This window comes from Bradyrhizobium sp. 170, from assembly GCF_023101085.1.
GTDB lineage: Bacteria > Pseudomonadota > Alphaproteobacteria > Rhizobiales > Xanthobacteraceae > Bradyrhizobium.
This window is the reverse complement of record NZ_CP064703.1, coordinates 4,949,884-4,970,098: the sequence shown is the minus strand read 5'-3', so window position 1 is coordinate 4,970,098 and position 20,215 is coordinate 4,949,884. Positions and strand designations below refer to the sequence as shown.

General features: G+C 63.3%; 15 protein-coding genes. 4 read left to right on the top strand and 11 right to left on the bottom strand.

The genetic code is table 11. The features are described 5' to 3' along the window. Positions 1-132 precede the first annotated feature (132 nt). Positions 133-1,272 (top strand): autotransporter outer membrane beta-barrel domain-containing protein, encoded by a 1,140-nt coding sequence (locus IVB05_RS23215; protein ID WP_247778233.1) that lies wholly within the window; start codon positions 133-135, stop codon positions 1,270-1,272. Positions 1,273-1,425: 153 nt separating this feature from the next. On the opposite strand, the gene rnd is transcribed toward IVB05_RS23215, so the two are convergent. After that, entirely contained in the window at positions 1,426-2,574 is a 1,149-nt protein-coding gene (gene rnd / locus IVB05_RS23210; protein WP_247778232.1) for a ribonuclease D, read from the bottom strand. Positions 2,575-3,187: 613 nt separating this feature from the next. Further along, positions 3,188-4,660 (bottom strand): protein adenylyltransferase SelO, encoded by a 1,473-nt coding sequence (locus IVB05_RS23205; protein WP_247778231.1) that lies wholly within the window; start codon positions 4,658-4,660, stop codon positions 3,188-3,190. A gap of 190 nt (positions 4,661-4,850) precedes the next feature. Between IVB05_RS23205 and aspS the strand changes: the two genes are divergently transcribed. Then, entirely contained in the window at positions 4,851-6,626 is a 1,776-nt protein-coding gene (gene aspS / locus IVB05_RS23200) for an aspartate--tRNA ligase (RefSeq protein WP_247778230.1), read from the top strand. A 13-nt stretch (positions 6,627-6,639) separates the two neighbouring features. Here aspS and IVB05_RS23195 read toward each other — a convergent pair whose 3' ends face one another. Continuing rightward, positions 6,640-8,619, bottom strand: coding sequence for a hypothetical protein (locus IVB05_RS23195; protein WP_247778229.1), 1,980 nt, complete (start codon positions 8,617-8,619; stop codon positions 6,640-6,642). 259 nt (positions 8,620-8,878) lie between these two features. Here IVB05_RS23195 and IVB05_RS23190 point away from each other — a divergent pair, with 259 nt between their 5' ends. Then, positions 8,879-11,188 (top strand): NADP-dependent malic enzyme, encoded by a 2,310-nt coding sequence (locus IVB05_RS23190; RefSeq protein ID WP_247778228.1) that lies wholly within the window; start codon positions 8,879-8,881, stop codon positions 11,186-11,188. A 236-nt stretch (positions 11,189-11,424) separates the two neighbouring features. Beyond that, entirely contained in the window at positions 11,425-11,877 is a 453-nt protein-coding gene (locus IVB05_RS23185) for a DoxX family protein (RefSeq protein ID WP_247778227.1), read from the top strand. Between the two features lie 69 nt (positions 11,878-11,946). Here IVB05_RS23185 and IVB05_RS23180 read toward each other — a convergent pair whose 3' ends face one another. From IVB05_RS23180 to IVB05_RS23145, 8 genes are all read right to left on the bottom strand, one after another. Continuing rightward, entirely contained in the window at positions 11,947-12,390 is a 444-nt protein-coding gene (locus tag IVB05_RS23180; protein ID WP_247778226.1) for a hypothetical protein, read from the bottom strand. Positions 12,391-12,520: 130 nt separating this feature from the next. Next, complete coding sequence (locus IVB05_RS23175; protein ID WP_247778225.1) at positions 12,521-13,939, bottom strand: TRAP transporter large permease subunit; 1,419 nt, start codon at positions 13,937-13,939, stop codon at positions 12,521-12,523. After that, positions 13,936-14,529, bottom strand: a complete 594-nt coding sequence (locus IVB05_RS23170) for a TRAP transporter small permease subunit (protein WP_247778224.1) — start codon at positions 14,527-14,529, stop codon at positions 13,936-13,938. Before IVB05_RS23170 ends, IVB05_RS23175 begins: the two co-directional genes overlap by 4 nt. A gap of 66 nt (positions 14,530-14,595) precedes the next feature. Then, positions 14,596-15,672, bottom strand: coding sequence for a TRAP transporter substrate-binding protein (locus IVB05_RS23165; protein WP_247778223.1), 1,077 nt, complete (start codon positions 15,670-15,672; stop codon positions 14,596-14,598). A gap of 300 nt (positions 15,673-15,972) precedes the next feature. After that, entirely contained in the window at positions 15,973-16,482 is a 510-nt protein-coding gene (locus IVB05_RS23160; protein WP_247786857.1) for a dihydrofolate reductase, read from the bottom strand. A 61-nt stretch (positions 16,483-16,543) separates the two neighbouring features. Next, positions 16,544-17,488, bottom strand: coding sequence for a polysaccharide deacetylase family protein (locus IVB05_RS23155; RefSeq protein ID WP_247778222.1), 945 nt, complete (start codon positions 17,486-17,488; stop codon positions 16,544-16,546). A gap of 156 nt (positions 17,489-17,644) precedes the next feature. Further along, complete coding sequence (locus IVB05_RS23150; protein ID WP_247778221.1) at positions 17,645-18,217, bottom strand: glutathione peroxidase; 573 nt, start codon at positions 18,215-18,217, stop codon at positions 17,645-17,647. A gap of 184 nt (positions 18,218-18,401) precedes the next feature. Beyond that, positions 18,402-20,165 (bottom strand): L,D-transpeptidase family protein, encoded by a 1,764-nt coding sequence (locus IVB05_RS23145; protein WP_247778220.1) that lies wholly within the window; start codon positions 20,163-20,165, stop codon positions 18,402-18,404. Positions 20,166-20,215 lie beyond the last annotated feature (50 nt).

The following is a 20,215-nucleotide window of genomic DNA, read 5'->3' as shown; positions in this document are numbered from 1 at the left end:
ATGATGCGTATTCGGCGGCACGCCGGGGGGCTAACCGATTGACCCCTCCGGCGAACTGGGGGCAAATCGCTCCGGTTGATCGGGATTTGCGCATTTTTCGGGCCGGCGCTTTTGCCTTTGGGAATGGATTGCATGCGCTGCTCATCGCGGCTTTGGCGAGCGCGAAAAATCGGGACCGGTGGCGCGCTCGCGCGACTGGTCGCGATTGCGTTTGTTCTCATCGGCATCATGTCTGCCGCGCAGGCGCAATCGCCAACGCCGACACCCACCCCGACCCCCACGCCTTCACCGACGCCCAGTCCGACGCCTACGGTGATTAATTCGACGGTGTCGTCGGGCGCGGCGGTGACCAATCTCGGCAGCAATTTCCTGGAACGGCTGGGCAACCAGTCGAGCAACGGCTTCAATCGCCTGCAGCGGACCAATCCGGGCGGCGGCGGTGCCTCCGAGAACACCGAAGCGCCACGCTACCGGACCTGGTTCGAAGGCTACGGGAACCATATGAAGACCGGCGCGATCGGCGATTTCGTCGGCGATAGCAGAAAGACCTGGGGCGGTGTGGCCGGGATCGGCGCGCGGGTGGCGCCGGGCATCAATATCGGCTTTTCCGTCGACCAGAGCCGCTCCGCGATCGATATTCCGCTGGCGCTGCAATCGGCGACGATCGACCTGACCCAGATCGGTTTCACGGCCTCTGTCGACAGCGGGCCGTGGACCTGGGCCAGCGCGGTGGTGCACGGTTTCGGCAACATCAATTCGCTCCGCGACACCGGGCTTGGAATTGCGACCGCCGGATACAGCGCGAAGCTTGACGGCGTCCTGAGCGAGATCAGCTATTACTGGACCAGGGACCAGGGCCGCATCGTGCCCAAGGCCGCGTTCGAATATGTCCGCGCCCAGACCGGCTCGCTGCAGGAGATCGGCGGCCTCGATCCCGTGACGGCGACGGGCGCGACCGTGCAGCGCGGGCGTCTCTTGATCGGCGCGGAGCTCGGCCATTACTGGATATTCGACGGCAAGATTTTCGACCTGTCGGGCTACGGCAAGTTCGTCGACAATGTCGTGCAGAATTTCTCCGACATCACCGTCAGCCAGGGCGTGCAGAGCATTACGTTCCAGGGTATCGGCGAGAGCCGGTACGGCCTCGATACCGGCGCGTCCGCATCGCTGAGCCTCACCAATACCGCGCGGCTCTACGTCAATTACGACGCCAAATTACGCGCCGCGATGCAGTCGCATCAGGGCACCGTGGGGCTGGAGTTCAAGTGGTAGTTTGCTCCCTCGCCCCGCTCTTGCGGGGAGAGGGTTGGGGTGAGGGGCTCTATCCGCGAAGGTGGTGTTCGTTGATCGACCTGTACCCCCTCACCCGGATCGCGAGAGCGATCCGACCTCTCCCCGCAAGCGGGGCGAGGTAAGGGGGGCGCCCTACGCCCGATCCACCCTGACGACGCGGCCTTTTTCGATCGCGAGCGCCAGCCGGCCGTGTTTCAGCGCCAGGGCTGCTTCGCCGAACAATTCGCGGCGCCAGCCGTGGAGCGCGGCGACGTCGGCCTGGTCGTCGGCGGCGATCTGGTCGAGATCGTCGACGGTGGCAATGACCTTGCTGGCGACGGCGTGGCGTTCCGACGTCATCCGCAGCAGCACTTTCAGGAGCTCGACTGTCGCAGCGCCATTCGAATTGCCGCGCGGCTTTTCGATCTTCGGCAGGGTATGCGGATCGCGGGCGAGGCCGCGCTGCACGGCGGCGATGATGTCGGTGCCCCATTTGGAGCGGTCAAAACCTTTTGGCAGCGAGCGCAGGCTGGCGAGGCGCTCCAGTGAGGTCGGGGCGTGGGTGGCGATGTCGCCGACCGCATCGTCCTTCAGCACGCGCGAGCGCGGCACGTCGCGGCTTTGCGCTTCCTGCTCGCGCCAGGCCGCGACTTCCATCAGCACCGCGAGCTCCTTCGGCTTGCGCACGCGTGTCTTGAGCCGCTCCCAGGCGCGCTCCGGGTGGAAATCGTAGGTCCGGGGCGAGGTCAGGACTTCCATCTCCTCGCTGACCCAGTCGCTGCGGCCGCGCTTCTTCAGGTCGGCATCGAGCGCCGCAAACACGTCGCGCAAATGGGTGACGTCGGAGACCGCGTAATGCATCTGCTCCGGCGTCAGCGGCCGGCGCGACCAGTCGGTGAAGCGATGGGTCTTGTCCGGCCGGTGACCGGTGACGCGCTCGACGAGCTGGTCATAGGCGATGCTGTCGCCATAACCCAGCACCATGGCCGCGACCTGGGTATCGAAGATCGGGTGCGGAATGGTGCCGGACTGGTGCCAGACGATTTCGATGTCCTGGCGGGCGGCGTGAAACACCTTCAGCACCGCCTCGTTGCCCATCAGTTCGAAGAACGGCTTGAGGTCGATGCCGGGCGCCAGCGTGTCGATCACGACGGCCTCGTCCGCGCTCGCCATCTGCACGACGCAGAGCAGGGGATAGTAGGTCGTCTCCCGCAGGAACTCGGTGTCGACGGTGATGACCTTGTGCTGGGCGAGCCGGGAGCAGGCAGCGGCGAGGTCGGAAGTGGTGGTAATCAGATCCATGAACAATCCATGACGCGTCGGACAGGCGTTCTGCCGAAAACGCTGATATGTCAAGGGTGTTGGGCGGGATTTGAGCGCTGCATTTGAGCCTGAGCACGGCTTTTTTGCGTCGTTTGGCGGGCGGATTGCCATAGGCGGCAGGCGCGCGTGGGGGCGATTTTCGGTCAGGCGCCCGGACATCCGGTTTCCGGAGGCGGCCGGCGACCAATCGCCAGGCGCCGCACACGGGATTGCAAGCCTTTTTGGGTACGGAGGCAGGGCTACTCGTACCGGACGCGCCGCGACCGTCGACGGCCTGACGGGATCGCGAGCACGACGAGACAGAGCCCAATCATCACCATTCCCATGAATTCGAAGGCAAAGGCGTCCACGGCAATTCTCCCCGAGTAAACCAATAGAATTGCGGGGAGCGCGTTGACCGTTTCTTAATCTGAGGAACTTGGCGAGGTGCGCATGCGCGGATGGTGGACGGGCGCTTAAGGATTGCGGTTAACGGGACCGGGAGACACCCCAAAACGTCATTGCGAGGAGCGAAGCGGACGAAGCAATCCACACTTCACCTCCTGGGCGGCATGGATTGCTTCGCTACGCTCGACGTGGAAGGGTTAGTGACTCACGTCCCGCAAAACGTCTGCAGCACGCGCTGTTCCGGCAGCGGCGGCTCTGTGTAGGCCGCGTACGTCGGCTGGTCCTCGAACGGCATCGACAGCACCGTCAGCAATTCCTCGAACGGCGCGTAGTCGTTGTTCACGGCCGCCGCGATCACGGCTTCGACGCGGTGGTTGCGCGGGATGAAGGCCGGGTTGACCGCGCGCATTGCGGCCTGTCGCTCGGCGGCGGATTGCGACTCGTCCGCGAGGCGCTGGCGCCATCGCGCGGCCCATTCGTCGAAGGCTGTGGGATCGGTGAACTGAGCCCTGACGCTGTCGTTGTCGGCACCCGCAGCGGCATCGCTCAGGCGGCGGAAGGTGAGGGTGAAGTCGGCCTGGTTCTTCGCCATCGCATCCAAAAGGTCCTGCACCAGAGCTTCGTCGCCGTCGCGCGCGGTGAACAAGCCGATCTTTTTGCGCAGGCCTGACTGATAGGCGGCGGTGAATTTCTCGGCGAATTCGCCGAGGATGAATTGCGCCTGTTCGATCGCCTTGTCCTGCTCGTCCGAAAACAGCGGCAGCAGGCATTCGGCGAGCCGCGTCAGATTCCACAGCGCGATGCGCGGCTGGTTGGCGTAGGCGTAGCGGCCCATTTCGTCGATCGAGGAGAACACCTGCGCCGGGTTGTATTCGTCCATGAACGCGCAGGGGCCGTAATCGATGGTCTCGCCCGATATGGACGTGTTGTCGGTGTTCATGACGCCGTGGATGAAGCCGACCAGGAGCCAGCGCGCGACCAGATCGGCCTGGCGGGCGACGACGCCTTCGAGCAGCGCGTGATAGGGGCGCTCGGCCTTGGCGATGTCCGGGTAATGCCTGGCGATGACGTGGTCGGCGAGTTGGCGCACGCCATCGGTGTCACCGCGCGCGGCGAAGAACTGGAAGGTGCCGACGCGGATATGGCTTGCGGCAACGCGGGTGAGCACCGCGCCGGGCAGCATGGTCTCGCGCATCACGTTCTCGCCGGAGGTCACGGCGGCCAGTGAGCGGGTGGTGGGGATGCCTAATGCAAACATCGCCTCGCTGACGATGTATTCGCGCAAGACCGGGCCGAGCGCGGCGCGGCCGTCGCCCCGGCGCGAGAATGGCGTAGGCCCGCTTCCCTTGAGCTGGATATCGCGGCGGATGCCGTCCTTGTCGATGACCTCGCCGAGCAGGATAGCGCGGCCGTCGCCGAGCTGGGGCACAAACTGCCCGAACTGGTGGCCGGCATAGGCCATCGCGATCGGGTCGGCGCCGTCGGGCAGCCGTTTTCCGGCGAGGATTTCCGCCCCTTCCGGGGTCGCCAGCACGTCGGGATCAAGCCCGAGATGGACGGCCAGGGCCCGGTTCAACTTGATCAGCCGCGGGGCGGCGACCGGGGTAGGGGCCACGCGGGCGAAAAAGCTCGCCGGCAGCGCCGAATAGGTGTTTTGGAACGGGAAATGGACGGTCATGACCCAAAGATAGGCGCGGGCACGGAATAGGCAAACAGTTCGGGCCGGTGCGGGCGGAAATCTCGCGTTTCGGGCCCAAAACAAGCCCCGCCATTGGTTGCCGCACCTCGCGCCGTCGGGTAAACCCTCCCGCAATTCGCGCGGCCTTTGGCCCCGATTCTGACCTCCGACATCTGTTTTTGGGAATTCCATGCATCGCTACCGGTCACATACATGCGGTGCGCTCCGCGAGAGCGACATCGGCCAAACCATCCGCCTTTCCGGCTGGTGCCATCGCATCCGCGACCATGGCGGCGTGCTGTTCATCGATCTGCGCGATCATTACGGGCTGACCCAATGCGTGGCCGACCCGGATTCGCCGGCGTTCAAGGACGTCGAAAAGTTCCGCTCGGAATGGGTGGTGCGGATCGACGGCAAGCTTCGCCGCCGCCCCGAAGGCACCGACAATCCGGAACTGCCGACTGGCATGGTCGAAGTCTATGTCAGCGAGATCGAGGTGCTGGGACCAGCGGCCGAGCTGCCGCTGCCGGTGTTCGGCGAGCAGGAATATCCTGAAGACATCAGGCTTAAGTACCGTTTCCTCGACCTCCGTCGCGAGAAGCTGCACCAGAACATCATGACCCGCGGCGCGATCGTCGATTCCATGCGCAAGCGGATGAAGGAGCAGGGCTTCTTCGAGTTCCAGACCCCGATCCTGACGGCGTCCTCGCCGGAAGGAGCGCGGGATTTTCTGGTGCCGTCACGCATCCATCCCGGAAAATTCTACGCGCTGCCGCAGGCGCCGCAGCAGTACAAGCAGCTCCTGATGATGAGTGGCTTCGACCGCTACTTCCAGATCGCGCCATGCTTCCGCGACGAGGACCCGCGCGCCGACCGCCTGCCGGGCGAGTTTTATCAGCTCGACGTCGAGATGAGCTTTGTCACGCAAGAAGATGTTTTTGCGGCGATGGAGCCTGTCATCACGGGCGTGTTCGAGGATTTCGCCAAGGGCAAGCCGGTGACAAAAGGCTGGCCGCGCATTCCGTTCGCCGAAGCGCTGAAGAAATACGGCAGCGACAAGCCCGACCTGCGTAACCCGATCATCATGCAGGACGTCTCCGAGCACTTCCGCGGCTCCGGCTTCAAGGTGTTCGCGCGGATGCTGGAAGATCCGAAGAACCAGGTCTGGGCGATCCCGGGCACGGGCGGTGGATCACGCGCGTTCTGCGACCGCATGAATTCGTGGGCGCAAGGCGAAGGCCAGCCTGGCCTCGGCTACATCATGTGGCGCGAAGGCGGCGAGGGCGCGGGTCCCTTGGCCAACAACATCGGCGCGGAGCGGACGGCTGCGATCCGCACGCAACTCGGCTTGAAGGAGGGCGATGCGGCTTTCTTCGTCGCAGGCGATCCGGAAAAATTCTGGAAGTTTTCAGGGTTGGCCCGCACCAAGCTCGGTGAGGAATTGAACCTGATCGACAAGGATCGGTTCGAACTCGCCTGGGTCGTCGACTTCCCGATGTACGAGTACAACGAGGAAGACAAGAAGGTCGATTTCTCGCACAACCCGTTCTCGATGCCGCAGGGCGGCCTCGATGCGCTCAACGGGCAGGATCCGCTGACTATCAAGGCGTTCCAGTACGACATCACCTGCAACGGCTACGAGATCGCTTCCGGCGGTATTCGTAACCACCGCCCCGAGGCGATGGTGAAGGCGTTCGAGATCGCGGGCTATGGCGAGAAGGATGTCGTCGAGCGTTTCGGCGGCATGTATCGCGCGTTCCAGTACGGCGCCCCGCCGCATGGCGGCATGGCGGCCGGCGTCGACCGCATCGTGATGCTGCTATGCGGCACCACGAACCTGCGTGAAATCTCGCTGTTCCCGATGAACCAGCAGGCCGTGGACCTGCTGATGGGCGCGCCATCGGAGGTCACGACCAAGCAGCTCCGCGAGCTCCATGTCCGGCTCAATTTGCCGGACAAGACATAGGACTCGCGGTAGCTCACAGTCCCGTCGAAGTCTCGATCCGGAATTGCGACAGCGCAATGACCGGATCAGTCTTCAACAGCTGGATGAGCTGCAGCGCCGGCACTTTGGCGCGCGGTGTCAGCTTGATGATCAGCGTTTGCCCCGGGCCCTCGAGAAAGCGGGCCAGCGCATGCACGGCAGCCACCATGTCAGGATTGTCGGCCGCTGCTTTTTCGCCGTTGGCCCTCATTTCATCGACAAACCTCCGCCGTGCGGCATCGCGACTGACGGCCAGCGTCCGGGCATATTGCGCGAACGCGAGATCGACGCCGCCGGTATCGCGTACCGTGAGTTCGACAGCGCCAGCTTCGAGTTGCGCCGCCGCGGCTATCGCCTTGGCCGGGTCGGCCGAGAATACCCCCTTTGGCACATTGGCGAGCGAAACCCGCGCCGATGCCTTCAGGAGGCCGCCGATTTCGAGTGCCACTGGCTCCAGCGCGAATGCGCCGGAGGCTTCCGTCCAGGCTGCGCCGAGATCGAGGTCGACCGCCGCCCTGTCCAGGCCGCCTGCAACCAGCACCTTCTGTCCGGGATCGCTCGCATCGAACGGGGCCGACATTTTCATCGTCAGTCGTGCCTTGCTCGGGATCGGACCGACGAACTGGCCCCAGTCCAGGCTGAAAGCATCGATGTTGACCGGCTTGCCCGTGTTCTTGAACGGCGCCATGAGGCCCTTGAGTTCGACGCCCTCGATCAGCGGAATCAGCGCCAGCGCCTTGTCGGGTGACGGCGGTTGTCCCGGGTTGGAGAATTGCGCCACCATTCGCAGCAGACCAGCGATATCGAGGGATTTGAGCGCGAAGCGTCCGACCTTGACGGGCCCCTTCGGCGAGCGTCCATCGAGTCCTTCAATCGCGAATTCGCCGACCTTGCCGTTTTCCAGATTGAACCTGACCGCGGCGAGCTTGAACGGGCCCTCCGGCGTGTCCGCCGAGATGTCGCGCATCTCGGCTGTTCCGACCCGCATGCCCTCATAGATATTCGCCATCTTGTCCATCATCTCGCGCGCCTGTGCCGGCGTCGGAGTGGCGCCGGCCGCCGGCATCAGCGCGAGCAGGGCCGGGAGTTGCAGGCGCGACGGCCGCACGCTGATATCGTCGACGGTCATCCCGTCGATGCGCATGCGCAAGCCTTGCCCCGACGTAATGGTGTAGGGCCCAGCCGTCGTTTGACCGTAGACGCGGTAGTATTTGTCGTCGTTCGCCTTTTGCGGATCGAGGATGGCGGCAATGGCGGCGGCATCGAAATCCCGCGAAGCGAAATTGACGATTTCGCCGCTCAATTTGTCGGCCTTGCCCGCCTGTTGGGTGTTGGCGGTGAAAGCGTTATGCTCGATCTGCATGGACGCGATCTTGCCGTTCCTGATCTCCCGCAGCGCAATGCCCGTATAGGTGAAATCAGCCGACGTAACCGTGCCGAAGTTATTGATGGTACCCACCATGGTGGGCGCCGTAATTGAAGATGCGGAGACGGTGGCAAACTGCTCCAGCGCGGACCGATACGCCTCGACGAGGGAGGCCGAAGCAGGCCGTACCGGCAGGCTGGCGGGGCCGGAATAGTCTTTCACGACGATCTGCGGCGTCTTGTAGGTGACGCGCCCGCCAGTCGGACCAGCGATGTCGACGCTGACCTCCGTGCCGGTGGCCTCAATGCTGTCAGCCGAAAAACGCGCGGTATCGGGCTGGCTGACACCTGCCGCCGTCACACCGGCAATCTTGACGCTCACGGGAGGCTGCGTGGCCGATTCAGTCGCGATGTCGGCAATCCGGACGGTACGGCTGCGCAGGTCGAACGACACCTTGCCGTGGCTTGCCTTGCCGCCGCCGGCTCTGATCTGCTCGAACGCGGCCTCGACTTCGCCGGCAATCCGGTGCTGCGTATAAAACTCGAAGCCGAAGAAGCCGCCCACCGCGATCACGACCACGGCGGCCAAGCCCATCAGTGTCTTTACCATTAGTTGTGCTCCGGACGCCGACATTCGCGGGAGGCAAAATTGCCATATGTCGGTCAAGGGGATGGGGTAGGGAGGAAAATATGCTACCGGCTTTGGCGCTTTCCGTCGATGCCCCCTGTTGATGGGGACGCTTTCGGATGTTGCATCCAAGCGGTTGCCCGTGCTTCACATCCGGCTCAATCTGCCGCAAAACTAACGGTTCGAATGAAGACCGGCCGCCGGAAGTAATTCGGGGTCGAGAAAGCCCGTGGGGGAGTGCATGTCGTCCTATTCTGAAGATCTCCGCTCCGCGGCGCTTGCGTATCACCGGCTGCCGCGCCCGGGTAAACTCGAGATCCAGGCCACCAAACCGCTCGCCAACCAGCGCGACCTCGCGCTGGCCTATTCGCCGGGTGTCGCTGCGGCCTGCACCGAAATCGCCAACAATCCCGCCGAAGCGGCGTCGCTGACTTCCCGGGCCAATCTGGTCGCCGTGGTCTCCAACGGTACCGCGGTGTTGGGGCTTGGCAATATCGGCCCGCTGGCCTCCAAGCCCGTCATGGAAGGCAAGGCGGTCCTGTTCAAGAAATTCGCCGGGATCGACGTCTTCGACATCGAAATCGCTGCCGACACCATCGAGCGCGTGGTCGAGACGGTGGCGGCGCTGGAACCGACCTTCGGTGGCATCAATCTCGAGGACATCAAGGGACCGGAATGCTTCGAGATCGAGGCCCAGCTCAAGGCGCGCATGAAGATCCCGGTGTTCCACGACGACCAGCATGGCACCGCCATCATCGTCGGAGCCGCCATCGTCAATGCGCTGCTGCTGAACGGCAAGAAGCTGCCGGATGTGAAGATCGTCTGTTCGGGCGCCGGTGCAGCGGCGATCGCGTGCCTGAATCTCCTGGTCTCGCTGGGCGCGCAGCGCAAGAACATCTGGGTCTGCGACATCGACGGCGTGGTGCATGAGGGCCGCAATACGCTGATGGACCGCTGGAAGGCGGTCTATGCGCAGAAGACCAATGCCCGCGTGCTGGCGGATGTGATCGGCGGCGCGGATATTTTCTTAGGCTTGTCCGCGCCCAACGTATTGACGCCTGACATGGTCAAGTCGATGGCGGACCAGCCGCTGGTGATGGCGCTGGCCAATCCGAACCCGGAAATCATGCCGGACGAGGCGCGCAAGGCGCGCCCCGACGCTATGATCTGCACCGGGCGCTCCGACTTCCCGAACCAGGTCAACAACGTCCTGTGTTTCCCGTTCATCTTCCGCGGCGCGCTCGACGTCGGCGCCACCGGGATCAACGAGGAAATGAAGCACGCCGCGGTCGACGCGATTGCGCAGCTCGCGCGCGATCCGCCGTCGGATGCAGTGGCCCAGGGTTTTGACAGCGGCGAGACGCAAGGATTCGGCCCGGGCTCGCTGATCCCGAGCCCGTTCGATCCGCGGCTGATCCTGCGCATCGCGCCGGCGGTGGCGAAGGCCGCGATGGACTCCGGCGTGGCCACGCGCCCGATCAAGAATTTCGAGGAATATAAAGCGCTCCTGGAACGCTTTGCCTTCCGCTCCGGCCTCGTGATGAAGCCGGTGTTTGCCAAGGCCAAGACCCAGCCGGTTCGCGTGATCTACGCCGAGGGCGAGGACCAGCGTGTGCTGCGCGCCACGCAGGTCGTTCTGGAAGAGAAACTGGCGCGGCCGATCCTGGTCGGGCGTCCCTCCGTCGTCGAGGCGCGGATCAAGCGGTTCGGCCTCTCGATCAAGGCCGGGCAGGATTTTGATCTCGTCAATCCCGAGGACGATCCGCGCTATCGTTCCTATGTGCAGACCTATATCGACATGGCCGGAAGGCGCGGCGTCACGCCTGAGGCCGCGCGCACCGTGGTTCGCACCAACAACACCGTGATCGCAGCGCTTGCGGTGGTGCGCGGCGAAGCCGATGCCATGATCTGCGGCGTCGAAGGCCGCTATATGAGCCATCTGCGCCATGTCCGCGAGATCATCGGCTTCCTGCCCGGCGTCAGCGATTTCGCGGCGCTGGCGATGATGATCACCAGCAAGGGTTCCTATTTCATCGCCGATACGCAGGTGCGGCCCAATCCGAGCGCCGAGGAACTCGCGGAGGTGGCGTCGCTGGCGGCAATCCATGTGCAGCGGTTCAACATGAAGCCGCGCGTCGCCTTCGTGTCACATTCCGACTTCGGCAGTTATGATACGGATTCCTCGCGCAAGATGCGCCGCGCCACCGCGCTGCTGAAGGAAAAGCATCCGGAGATCGAGGCCGACGGCGAGATGCAGGGCGATACCGCGCTCTCGGCCGCGGCGCGCAAGCTCGTGCTGCCGCATTCCAACCTGGAAGGCGATGCCAACATCCTGATCATGCCGAACCTCGACACCGCCAACGTCGCCTACCAGATGATCAAGACGCTGGCGGATGCGCTGCCGGTCGGGCCGATCCTGATCGGGCCGGCGCGTCCGGCGCATATCCTCACCCCGGGGGTGACGGCGCGCGGCGTCCTCAACATGACTGCGGTTGCCGCCGTCGAAGCCCAGGAGCGTGCCGGCCGCCAGCAGCCGACGTTGTTTGGATAGCGCGGGGTTCTGATTGAATCGGAACGCGTTTTCCCTGCGCGGAATGTATCCGCGCTCGAAAGCGCCATGGCCAAAAAAGGGCCTTGGTTCTGCTTCTATCAGTAGGTCTGGTTAGGTCCAGCGCAGGCTCCTGCGCGGACGGTTTCGATTTGAGCGTTTGAAAAGCGGAGGCGAAACGCCCATAATCGTTTCGCGCCGCCTGCTATCTTTGCATGCCATTCAGTGAGGCCGATCCCATGCCAGCGTTAGTTACCTTCGGGCGAGTCCTGTTCGCCGTACTCTTCATGTACACGGGAGCGACCAAGCTCTTCGCTATACAGACGACGGCAGACTTCATCGCGACCAAGGTGACCATCCCGGCGATGCTTGCGCCCTATACCTCGCAGCTCGAAACCATGACGGGCATGCCGATGCCGCAACTACTGGCGTGGAGCGTCGGCGGCTTCGAGATCCTCGCCGGCCTGATGATCGCGGTCAATTTCGGCGCGCGCTTCTTCGCGATCCTGCTGATCTTCTTCGTCATCGCGACGACCTTCTACTTTCACGATTTCTGGAACCAGCCGGCGCCTCAAAATGAAAAGATGCTGATCGACGCCTTGAAGAACCTGTCGCTCATCGGCGCACTGTTCATGATCGCCGGTTATGGCCGCGGGCCGCGGCCGAATGAGCCGGCTTACGGGGACGTGTAGTCCAGAGGCATTCAAGGCGTGGACTCATCGGCACGTAGCCAGGTGCGTCCACGCGTGACCGCACCAAGTTCAGAAGTGCGGCCCCCAAACAGGTATGCTTTCAAACTTGTCGAGGCGGATCATCTTCTGGCCCCTCAGCGGTGGGGCATAACTGGCAAATCTAAAAAAGGTCGGCTGGTCCGTGTCCTCACTGCTTATGCGCAGTTCGAGTTCGCTCGGACAGTCTTTGGGCGAATCGATGTCCAATGCGAACGGAATAGGAAGCGTGGTGCTCGTATTCGGGACCACGAAGGACTGAAAGCGCTGCTCTGAACCCGTTGCGCTAGCCGGCGTCATTTCGGCGAGATCGAAAAACAGGAACTTCTTAGGAAAAGCTCGGCCGGGAACTGGCGCTTGCACAAGCTCTCCGCGCAGCGTGGTCTTGCATGCGCCGAGTGCGCTGGTCGACGTTACCATTGCCAGCGACACCGCAACGGCCGCCGCCGCCGATGAGAAGGTCTTCGTGCGGTCCATGGCAAGCCCTTCCGGATCGACGCTGCGCTATCACGGCAGCCCACGCTGCGAGGGGCGGGCCGCTGTAGGAACGACGGCCACAGTCCGGGCCGCCCATCTCCGAATTAGCATACTGGGAAGTCTGAAGACGTCAGAAATTCCGGATCGCCACGCGTGGACCGTCAAGCACCGCGGCGGCGCTCTGCGGCGGCGCGACGTATTCGATTTGCGCGGTACGTGCCGCCATCCTGCGCGCCTGCAGCCATTGCGGGAACCACATGGCGATGGCGGGGAAGACCAGCACCAGGACCACGCAGACGCACTGGAGGACCATGAAGTCGGCCATGCCGCGGTAGATCAATCTCAGGTTCCATTCCTTGACGACCTGCTTGAGATAATAGGCCGACATGGCCACCGGCGGCGACAGGAAGGCGGTTTGCAGGACGACCGCGACGATGCAGCCGAACCAGACCATGTCGTAGCCGAGGCCCTTGGCCACCGGCGCGAGCATCGGCAGGAATATGAAGACGATGGCCGGCCATTCGAATGGCCAGCCGAGCAGGAATATCAGGCCCAGCAGCAGGGACATCGTGCCCCAGGCGGGCAACGGCGAGGCCAGCAGGGCATTGGTCATCCAGGTTGCCGTGCCGAGCCACGCGAAGACAGCGCCGAACACGTTGGAGGCTACCGCCAGCAGCAGCACCATGCTGGTCGTTGCCAGTGTGGAGTAGCAGGCGTCCAGCAGGCCTTTCCATGTGAACCGGCCGTAGGCAATGACAAGGAAGATCGCCCCCAAGGCGCCGAACGCCGCCGCCTCCGCGGCCGTCGTGATTCCGGCGAGGATGGCGCCGAGGGTAACGATCGTCAGCACGGTAACCGGCACGAGGCCGACCAGGCATTCCCACAGCACGATCCGCATCGACTCGGGACGTTCCTCGATCGGCACCGGCGGGCCGAGCTTGGGATTGAAGTGACAGCGGACCAGCGTGTAGGCGATGAACATCGCGGACAGCAGGAAGCCCGGGCCGAAGGCGGCCGCATAGAGATCGATAATCGAGATATCGAGCACGGGCGCCATCACGACCAGCATCACCGACGGCGGGATCAGGATGCCGAGCGTGCCGCCGGCGGCGATTGCGCCGGCCGACATGCGGACATCGTAGCCCGAGCGGATCATCATCGGCCCGGCCATGATGCCCAGCAGTGCGACCGTCGCGCCGACGGTTCCGGCGGCGATGCCGAACAGCGTCGCCGTGAGGATGACCACCACGTAGAGCGCGCCCTTGAGCGGCGCAAACAGGTCGCGGAACGCCCTGAACAGCCGCTCCATGAGTCCGGCCTGATCGCAGACGAATCCCATCAGAATGAACATCGGCACCGCGACGAGCTCGTCCTGCTTCATCAGGCCGATGGTCTGCAGGTAGGCGAGGTTGAATACGCGCTCTCCCATGCCGACGTAACCGAACATCAGCGCCAGAAACAGCAGCGTGAAGCTGATCGGCAGGCCGATGAAGATCGCTCCCAGCATCACGAGGAGCATGACAAGTCCGAGCAGCTCGAGTCCCGTCATATCTCGATCTTTTCCTTGTGCTCGAACTCGCGCCCGAACTGGACCTGGTACCAGCACTTCAGGACCTCGGACACGCCCTGAATCATGAGAAGGAGGGCCGCCAGCGGGATCGTTGCCCGGAACGGCCACATGATCGCGCGCCACACGCTTTCCTGCGACCGTTCGCCGGTGTCATAGGAGTGCAAGGTGTCGTCAATGCTGATCAGCATGAACGTGATCATCGCCGGATAGAAAAACAGCAGATAGGAGATCAGGTCGACGACGCCCTTCTTCCGCTCCGAGTAATTCTCCCAATAGATGTCGGTGCGGACATGCGCGCCCTTCAACAGCGCATATCCGGATCCGAGCATGAAGGCCGCGCCATTAACCATGAAGCTCGATTCGTAGACCCAAACGGTCGGCGCGCCGAAGCCATAGCGCATGACGACCTCGTAGGAGATCGTCACCACCAGGAACAACATCGACAGTGCGATGAGTTTGCCGGTCACGTCGGTGAAGCGGTCGATCGCACGTATGATCGGGTAAAAAGCGCGCGGGAATTCTCCGCCCGGATTGCTGGCGACAGAAGCACTACTGGTGTCCGCGGACATGATCGCTCCCTTCAGACAGTGCTGGCGTCCGGCGGTTCGGACGCCAGCAGCTCCGCTACGGAGAGATCACTTCTTGGTCAGGTAGATCTTGCTCTTCCAGTAGTACTCGCCGGCAAAGTTGTACGGCGGGAACCATGAGAGCTTGAAAGGCACGATCTGTTCGGCATAGGCCTTCTGACTGTCGATGACTTTCCTGTAGAAGGGGTTCTTTGCCGCGTGCTCGGCCTGGATCTTCTCCCACTCGTCGAGGAAGTTCTTCAGGATCTCGTCGGGTGTGCGATGCATCTGCACGCCCATCTTGATCAGGTCCTGGCAAGCTTGCGCCGTCTCGCGATTGAAGGCGAAGTTGCGCGTGGTCGTGGCGTAGACGCTCGCCACCTTGATGATCTCCTGCAAGTCCGGCGTGAGCTTCTTCCAGACGTCGCCGTTGATCATCAACTGGCCGCCAGTGACGGGCTCGTGCATGCCTGGCGTGTAATAGTGCTTGGCGACCTGATGCAGACCGAGCTTCTTGTCTTCCTCGCAGTTGATCCACTCGGCGCCCTCGATCACGCCGCGCTCCATCGCCGGCACGATCTCGCCGCCGGGAATGGTGACGACCGACACGCCGAGCCGGCCATAGGTTTCCGCACCGATTCCGTAGATCCGGTACTTCATGCCCTTGAGGTCGGCGAGGCTGTTGATCTCCTTCTTGAACCAGCCCATTCCCTGCGGGTAGTCGGTCGGGATCGGGAAGCCGACGACGTTGAGCTTGAGAACGTCGCGATAGAACTCTTCGAGCAGCTTCATGCCGCCGCCGTCATAGTACCAGGCCCAATAGTCCGAGCCGTCCATGCCGTACAGCGGACCGTGCGACATCGGTATCGTCGCGGTGTTGCGGCCGAGGATGTAGCCGAACGGTCCCATGCCGACGTCGAGAACGTTCTTGGAAGTCGCGTCGAAAACCTCGAACGCAGGCACGATCGCTCCCGCCGGAAGCGTTTCGATCTTGAGACGTCCGGCCGTCATTTTTTCGACGGTCTCGGCCCATAATTTGAAGATCAGGTGGAAATTCGAGGATGCTGGGTGGGTCGACTGACCCTTTAGAACTAGCGGTTTTTCTGTCGTCTGAGCATTAACCGGCTGAGCAAAGACGGTGACCATTGCAAGAGTCACCGCTGCAACGATAGTTGAAGCGTACCTCAACATGTTGTGGTCCTCCCGATGATGACATGTGTCTTTTTTTTCTTTTCAGGGTGGAACTGCGTCCGCGTGCTGTCAAGCGATCTCTGGCCGTGGCTGGCTTACGGCGAGGCTGATTGTACGAAAGGATGACGCCGTAATAGCGTTTTCGAGCGAAGCATGCCCTCGGACTTGATCCGTGGGTGGACGCCCGGTTCGGGTCAAGAAAACGCGTCAAAACCAGAATCTAGAGCCCGGCTCTGATTCAATCAGGACCGGGCTCTAGGCGCTGCGCCGCCACGGTGTGACGGTGACATCATGCACCGCATCAAGCGTCTGCACGTCGCCGGCATGCAGCCCGTGCGCGGCGAGGATTTCCTGCGGCGTGCGGGCAGGGACACCGGGAAAGCAAGGCTCGCCACCGGGCAGGCGAACATGCGGCGCGACCGAGAGCCAGAACGCGTCGTAGCGGTCCATGAACATGCCGAACACGCCGGGGCCGCCAATGATCGCAACAGTGCCATCGCGCACGCCTGCATGTGCGCAGGCAGCTTCGAAGGTCGCGCCCGCGGGATTCCACAACGTAGCGTTCGGATTGGACGGATCGGGCGCGATCGCGTCGACCGTCCGCGTCAGGATGACGCGCCTGCGCCGCGGCGAGTTCGGCTGGTCCTCGTAGGAATTGCGGCCGTGCAGGATCAGATCGGAGCTGTCGAGGGCGGCGGTGAAAAACGCCTTGTCGCCCTCGAACTTCAATTCGTCCGGCATGACATTGCGCGCGTCGGCCAGCATGCCGTCCGCGGAGACGATGACATAACCTTCGATACGCAGCGCCGGCACGGGACGTGTCGCGTTATTCCGAGATCGTCTGCACGACGCTGGAAACCGGGCGCGAGCTCACGGTCGGCAGTTTCAGATCCTTGACGATGTCTTCGTCATACTGGGCGATGGTCTGCACCGGCGTCTTGGCGCGCATCGCAACCACCTTGTAGCCGCCGGCCTTCAGCTTCTTCAGGAGCTCGGGCAGGGCTTCGGCGGTATGCTTCTGGAAGTCATGCATCAGGATGATGCCCTTGCCGTTCTTCTCGACCTTGCGCATCACGTTGTCGATGATGGTCTGCGCCTTGCTCGCCTTGAAGTCGAAGGAATCGAGGTCGCAGGAGAAGATGCCGATGTTGCGGGCGCCGAGATAGGTCACCATCTCCGGCGGGTGTTGCAGCGCGGGGAAGCGGAAGAACGGCGCTGGCGCCTTGCCGCCGAGCGCCCATTTCACGGCGCTGAATCCCTTTTCGATTTCATCCTTGCGCTGCTGCTCGTTCAGCTTCTTGTTGACGAGGGCTGCATGCGACCAGGTGTGCGATCCGATGGAATGGCCGGCCGCCATCACCTGCTTGAGGATTTCGGGATAATAAGTGGCGTGCTTTCCGATCGGGAAGAAGATGCCGGTGGTGCATTCCTCCGCCAGCGCCTTCAAGACCGCAGGCGTATTCACCGGCCATGGGCCGTCGTCAAAGGTCAACACCACTTCCTTGTCGCGAAGGAAGTCGAGATCCTTGAAATGTTCGAAGCCGAAACCGGGACCGCCCGTGGTGTCGATCTCGACAGTGCGGCCAATACCGAGCGCGTTGGGATTGTTGCAAGGGGGGCGGGTCGAGACAGGCGCCGGCGGCGGGGCTGGCGCCGGAGCAGCCTGAGGAGCGGCCGCCGCGCCCCTGGCGGGTGGTACCTGCGACCACGCCGCGCTTGATGCCAACAGCGAAACCGCGCCTGCAAAGATCAGCCCTGCCGCAATACGCATCTTGTTTTCCCTAAATTTGAATCCCGCACCCGGTCACGGCGCCGCCGTCGTCCGGTCTGCCTCCATTCCCCGAAGCACATAGTAGCCTAGTTGGAGCAGGCGCGCCAACGCAACCGCTGCGGTTACGCCCAGCGATTTGTCACCGGGCAGGTTAATTCAGGAAGCGGCGAGTGCCCGCGCGATGGCGGTTTTCACCCGTGTATCCACGGGGGCGACGGATTCCGGGAACACGTCGGCGATATAGCCGTCACGGCCGATCAGGTATTTGTGGAAGTTCCAGCGTGGAACATCCTTCGGTCGCGCTTCCGCCGCCCACTTGTAGAACGGATGCGCGTTCGATCCCTTGACGACGGCCTTCGCGGCGATCGGAAAGGTGACGTGGTGGCTCTGCGCGGTCGCGGTGATTTCGGCCGCGCCGCCCGGTTCCTGGCTGCCGAAATCGTTGGAGGGGATGCCGACGATCATCAGGCCGCGATCGCTGAACTCGGTCCACAATTCCTGCAGTCCGCCATATTGCGGGGTGAAGCCGCAGAGCGAAGCGGTGTTGACGATCAGGACCGGCCGGCCGGCAAATTCGGCGAGCCTGATATCGCCGCCGGCCAATCCCGGAAACGAAAACGCGTAAGCCGTGATCCGGCTCATGCCGGCCTGCGCCAGGGATTGCCTGGTCGAGGTGACGGCTGCGATCGCGGCCAGCGCCGCTGATATCACGCTCCTGCGGTCGATCATGAAGAGCCTCGATGAAAAGATTCGGACTGCGGTTCGGCAGCGCAAAGCATAGCGCAACCCGCGGCCCGCTGCGCCTCAACAAGCCGTTATGGGAAACCAGAGCGCTTTCGAAGCGAAGCATGCCCTCGGACTTGATCCGGGGGCGGGTACCGGTTCGCGTAACGAAACGCGTCAGAAGAAGAGATTACCGCAGCGGGACGATGAAGTCGGTGCCTTCGCCGGTTTCGCCGCCATGGTTGATGCCGTGATCGGACACCACGATCGAGCTGCCGGTGGTCAGCACCTCGGCGATCCGCGCCAGCGCTTCGGGAGCGACGGTGATGCGGTCCAGCGCCTCGGCGGGGCTGTTCGGCGCCGGCAACGGCTTCGTCGCGGCAGCGGCTCCGCCGGCCATCTTGCGCCGCCGGGCAGAGTGATCGTCCTCGTCGGTCCGGGCCGCGTTGCGGGCCGTGACCGGCAGCGAGACCACCGACCAGCGCAACAGGTTGGGATCTTTCTTGTCGGCTTCGGCGGTGAAGACGTGCGTACCCAGCGCCCGATCGCTCGGCGCGATGGTTATCGGAACGTCGAACTGCGGCTTGAAGTTCTCGCGGACGTACAGCTTGGAATCCTTGCGGCTCACGAGCACCGCGATCTGGCCGGGGCGCCTGGGCGGTTCGGCCTTAACAGCCTTTTCGGCGCCGGGCAGACGCGCCGTATCTTTCTTCGCGTCAGGCGCAACGGCCGGCGCTGCCGGAGTATCGGCGACCGCCTTGACGGGCTCGGCGGGCTTTTCGGCGGCCTTGGATTCGTTAGTCTTGGATTCGTTCGTCTTGGCTTCGTCAGTCTTGGCTTCCTCGGCCTTCGGCGCTTCCGCCCTGGCAGGCCCCGCATTGGCAATCGCAGCGGTGGGAGCCTCGGCGTTCACCTCTTCCGATTTCATTTCCGAGCTGACGTCGATTTTCGCCTCGCCGGGCTTGTCCTCGGTCTTCGCGCCCTCGCTTGCAGCGATATCGGTCTTTGTGGGTTCGCTGCTGTCAGCCGAGTTAGCGCCCGGCTCGGAGTTCGGTGCATCCGCTTTGACTTCCGCGTTCGACGTGTCGCTGACAGGCTGGATCCTTGCTGCAGACGACGTTGCATCCGATACGACGGCATTGATCGCCGGCAGCGCGCCGCGGGCATCCGCCGTGTGGGTCTGTTCGCGCAACGGCGCCGGGTGACCAACAGTCGATCGGAGATCCAGGCTCGCCTCCGAATTCGCTATACCCGAATTCGCAAGACTGGAATTCGCAGGCTTGGTCGCATGGCCTGCGTCCGCGCCCTTGTCGCTCTTCACCGCGGGCGCGTCGGTCGCCGGATCGTTGGCGATGAGGGGTTGCGGCACGACCTTCTGCGCCACCAGCAATGGGTGCGAGAAACTGGCAGGCGTGATCTGGCCTGGCGTGATGATGACGCGCGCGCCCATCCTGGTCCAGTTCCACATCTTCATGGCGAATGCCGTCGGCATGCGGATGCAGCCGTGCGATGCCGGATAGCCGGGCAATACCCCGGCATGCATCGCGACGCCCGACCAGGTGATGCGCTGCATGTAAGGCATCGGCGCGCCGCTGTAGATGTTGGAGCGGTGCATCTTGTGCTTCTGGATGACGCTGAACACGCCCATCGGGGTCGAATGACCCTTCATGCCCGTCGACACCGGGCTTTCGGCGAACAAGCCGTTGGCGTCGTAGACGCGCACCTTCTGCTGCTCGATCGAGACCGTGATGATCAGCGGTCCCTGCGGCTTGGCGTTGGTTTCCTTGACGGCGGCTTCGGTCTTGGCGGACGGACGGCGGACCTTCGGCTTGCGCGGCTGCGCCATCGGTGCCGGCCGGTAATAGCCGGGATCGGAGTCCTGCCAGTAGAACAGGGCGGCAGCGTCTGCCTGGGGGGCGGCAATCAGGGTGCCGGTCGCCGTCAACATCGCCATCTGCCAAAATCGCTGCTTCGAAATGGTCGCGCCCGCAACACTCGCATTGA

Excerpts from the sequence above, each read along its gene's own strand:
- IVB05_RS23215 (WP_247778233.1), top strand. The coding sequence starts at position 133 with ATGCGCTGCTCATCGCGGCTTTGGCGAGCGCGAAAAATCGGGACCGGT.
- rnd (WP_247778232.1), bottom strand. The coding sequence starts at position 2,574 with ATGGATCTGATTACCACCACTTCCGACCTCGCCGCTGCCTGCTCCCGG.
- IVB05_RS23205 (WP_247778231.1), bottom strand. The coding sequence starts at position 4,660 with ATGACCGTCCATTTCCCGTTCCAAAACACCTATTCGGCGCTGCCGGCG.
- aspS (WP_247778230.1), top strand. The coding sequence starts at position 4,851 with ATGCATCGCTACCGGTCACATACATGCGGTGCGCTCCGCGAGAGCGAC.
- IVB05_RS23195 (WP_247778229.1), bottom strand. The coding sequence starts at position 8,619 with ATGGTAAAGACACTGATGGGCTTGGCCGCCGTGGTCGTGATCGCGGTG.
- IVB05_RS23190 (WP_247778228.1), top strand. The coding sequence starts at position 8,879 with ATGTCGTCCTATTCTGAAGATCTCCGCTCCGCGGCGCTTGCGTATCAC.
- IVB05_RS23185 (WP_247778227.1), top strand. The coding sequence starts at position 11,425 with ATGCCAGCGTTAGTTACCTTCGGGCGAGTCCTGTTCGCCGTACTCTTC.
- IVB05_RS23180 (WP_247778226.1), bottom strand. The coding sequence starts at position 12,390 with ATGGACCGCACGAAGACCTTCTCATCGGCGGCGGCGGCCGTTGCGGTG.
- IVB05_RS23175 (WP_247778225.1), bottom strand. The coding sequence starts at position 13,939 with ATGACGGGACTCGAGCTGCTCGGACTTGTCATGCTCCTCGTGATGCTG.
- IVB05_RS23170 (WP_247778224.1), bottom strand. The coding sequence starts at position 14,529 with ATGTCCGCGGACACCAGTAGTGCTTCTGTCGCCAGCAATCCGGGCGGA.
- IVB05_RS23165 (WP_247778223.1), bottom strand. The coding sequence starts at position 15,672 with ATGGTCACCGTCTTTGCTCAGCCGGTTAATGCTCAGACGACAGAAAAA.
- IVB05_RS23160 (WP_247786857.1), bottom strand. The coding sequence starts at position 16,482 with ATGCTGGCCGACGCGCGCAATGTCATGCCGGACGAATTGAAGTTCGAG.
- IVB05_RS23155 (WP_247778222.1), bottom strand. The coding sequence starts at position 17,488 with ATGCGTATTGCGGCAGGGCTGATCTTTGCAGGCGCGGTTTCGCTGTTG.
- IVB05_RS23150 (WP_247778221.1), bottom strand. The coding sequence starts at position 18,217 with ATGATCGACCGCAGGAGCGTGATATCAGCGGCGCTGGCCGCGATCGCA.
- IVB05_RS23145 (WP_247778220.1), bottom strand. The coding sequence starts at position 20,165 with ATGGCGATGTTGACGGCGACCGGCACCCTGATTGCCGCCCCCCAGGCA.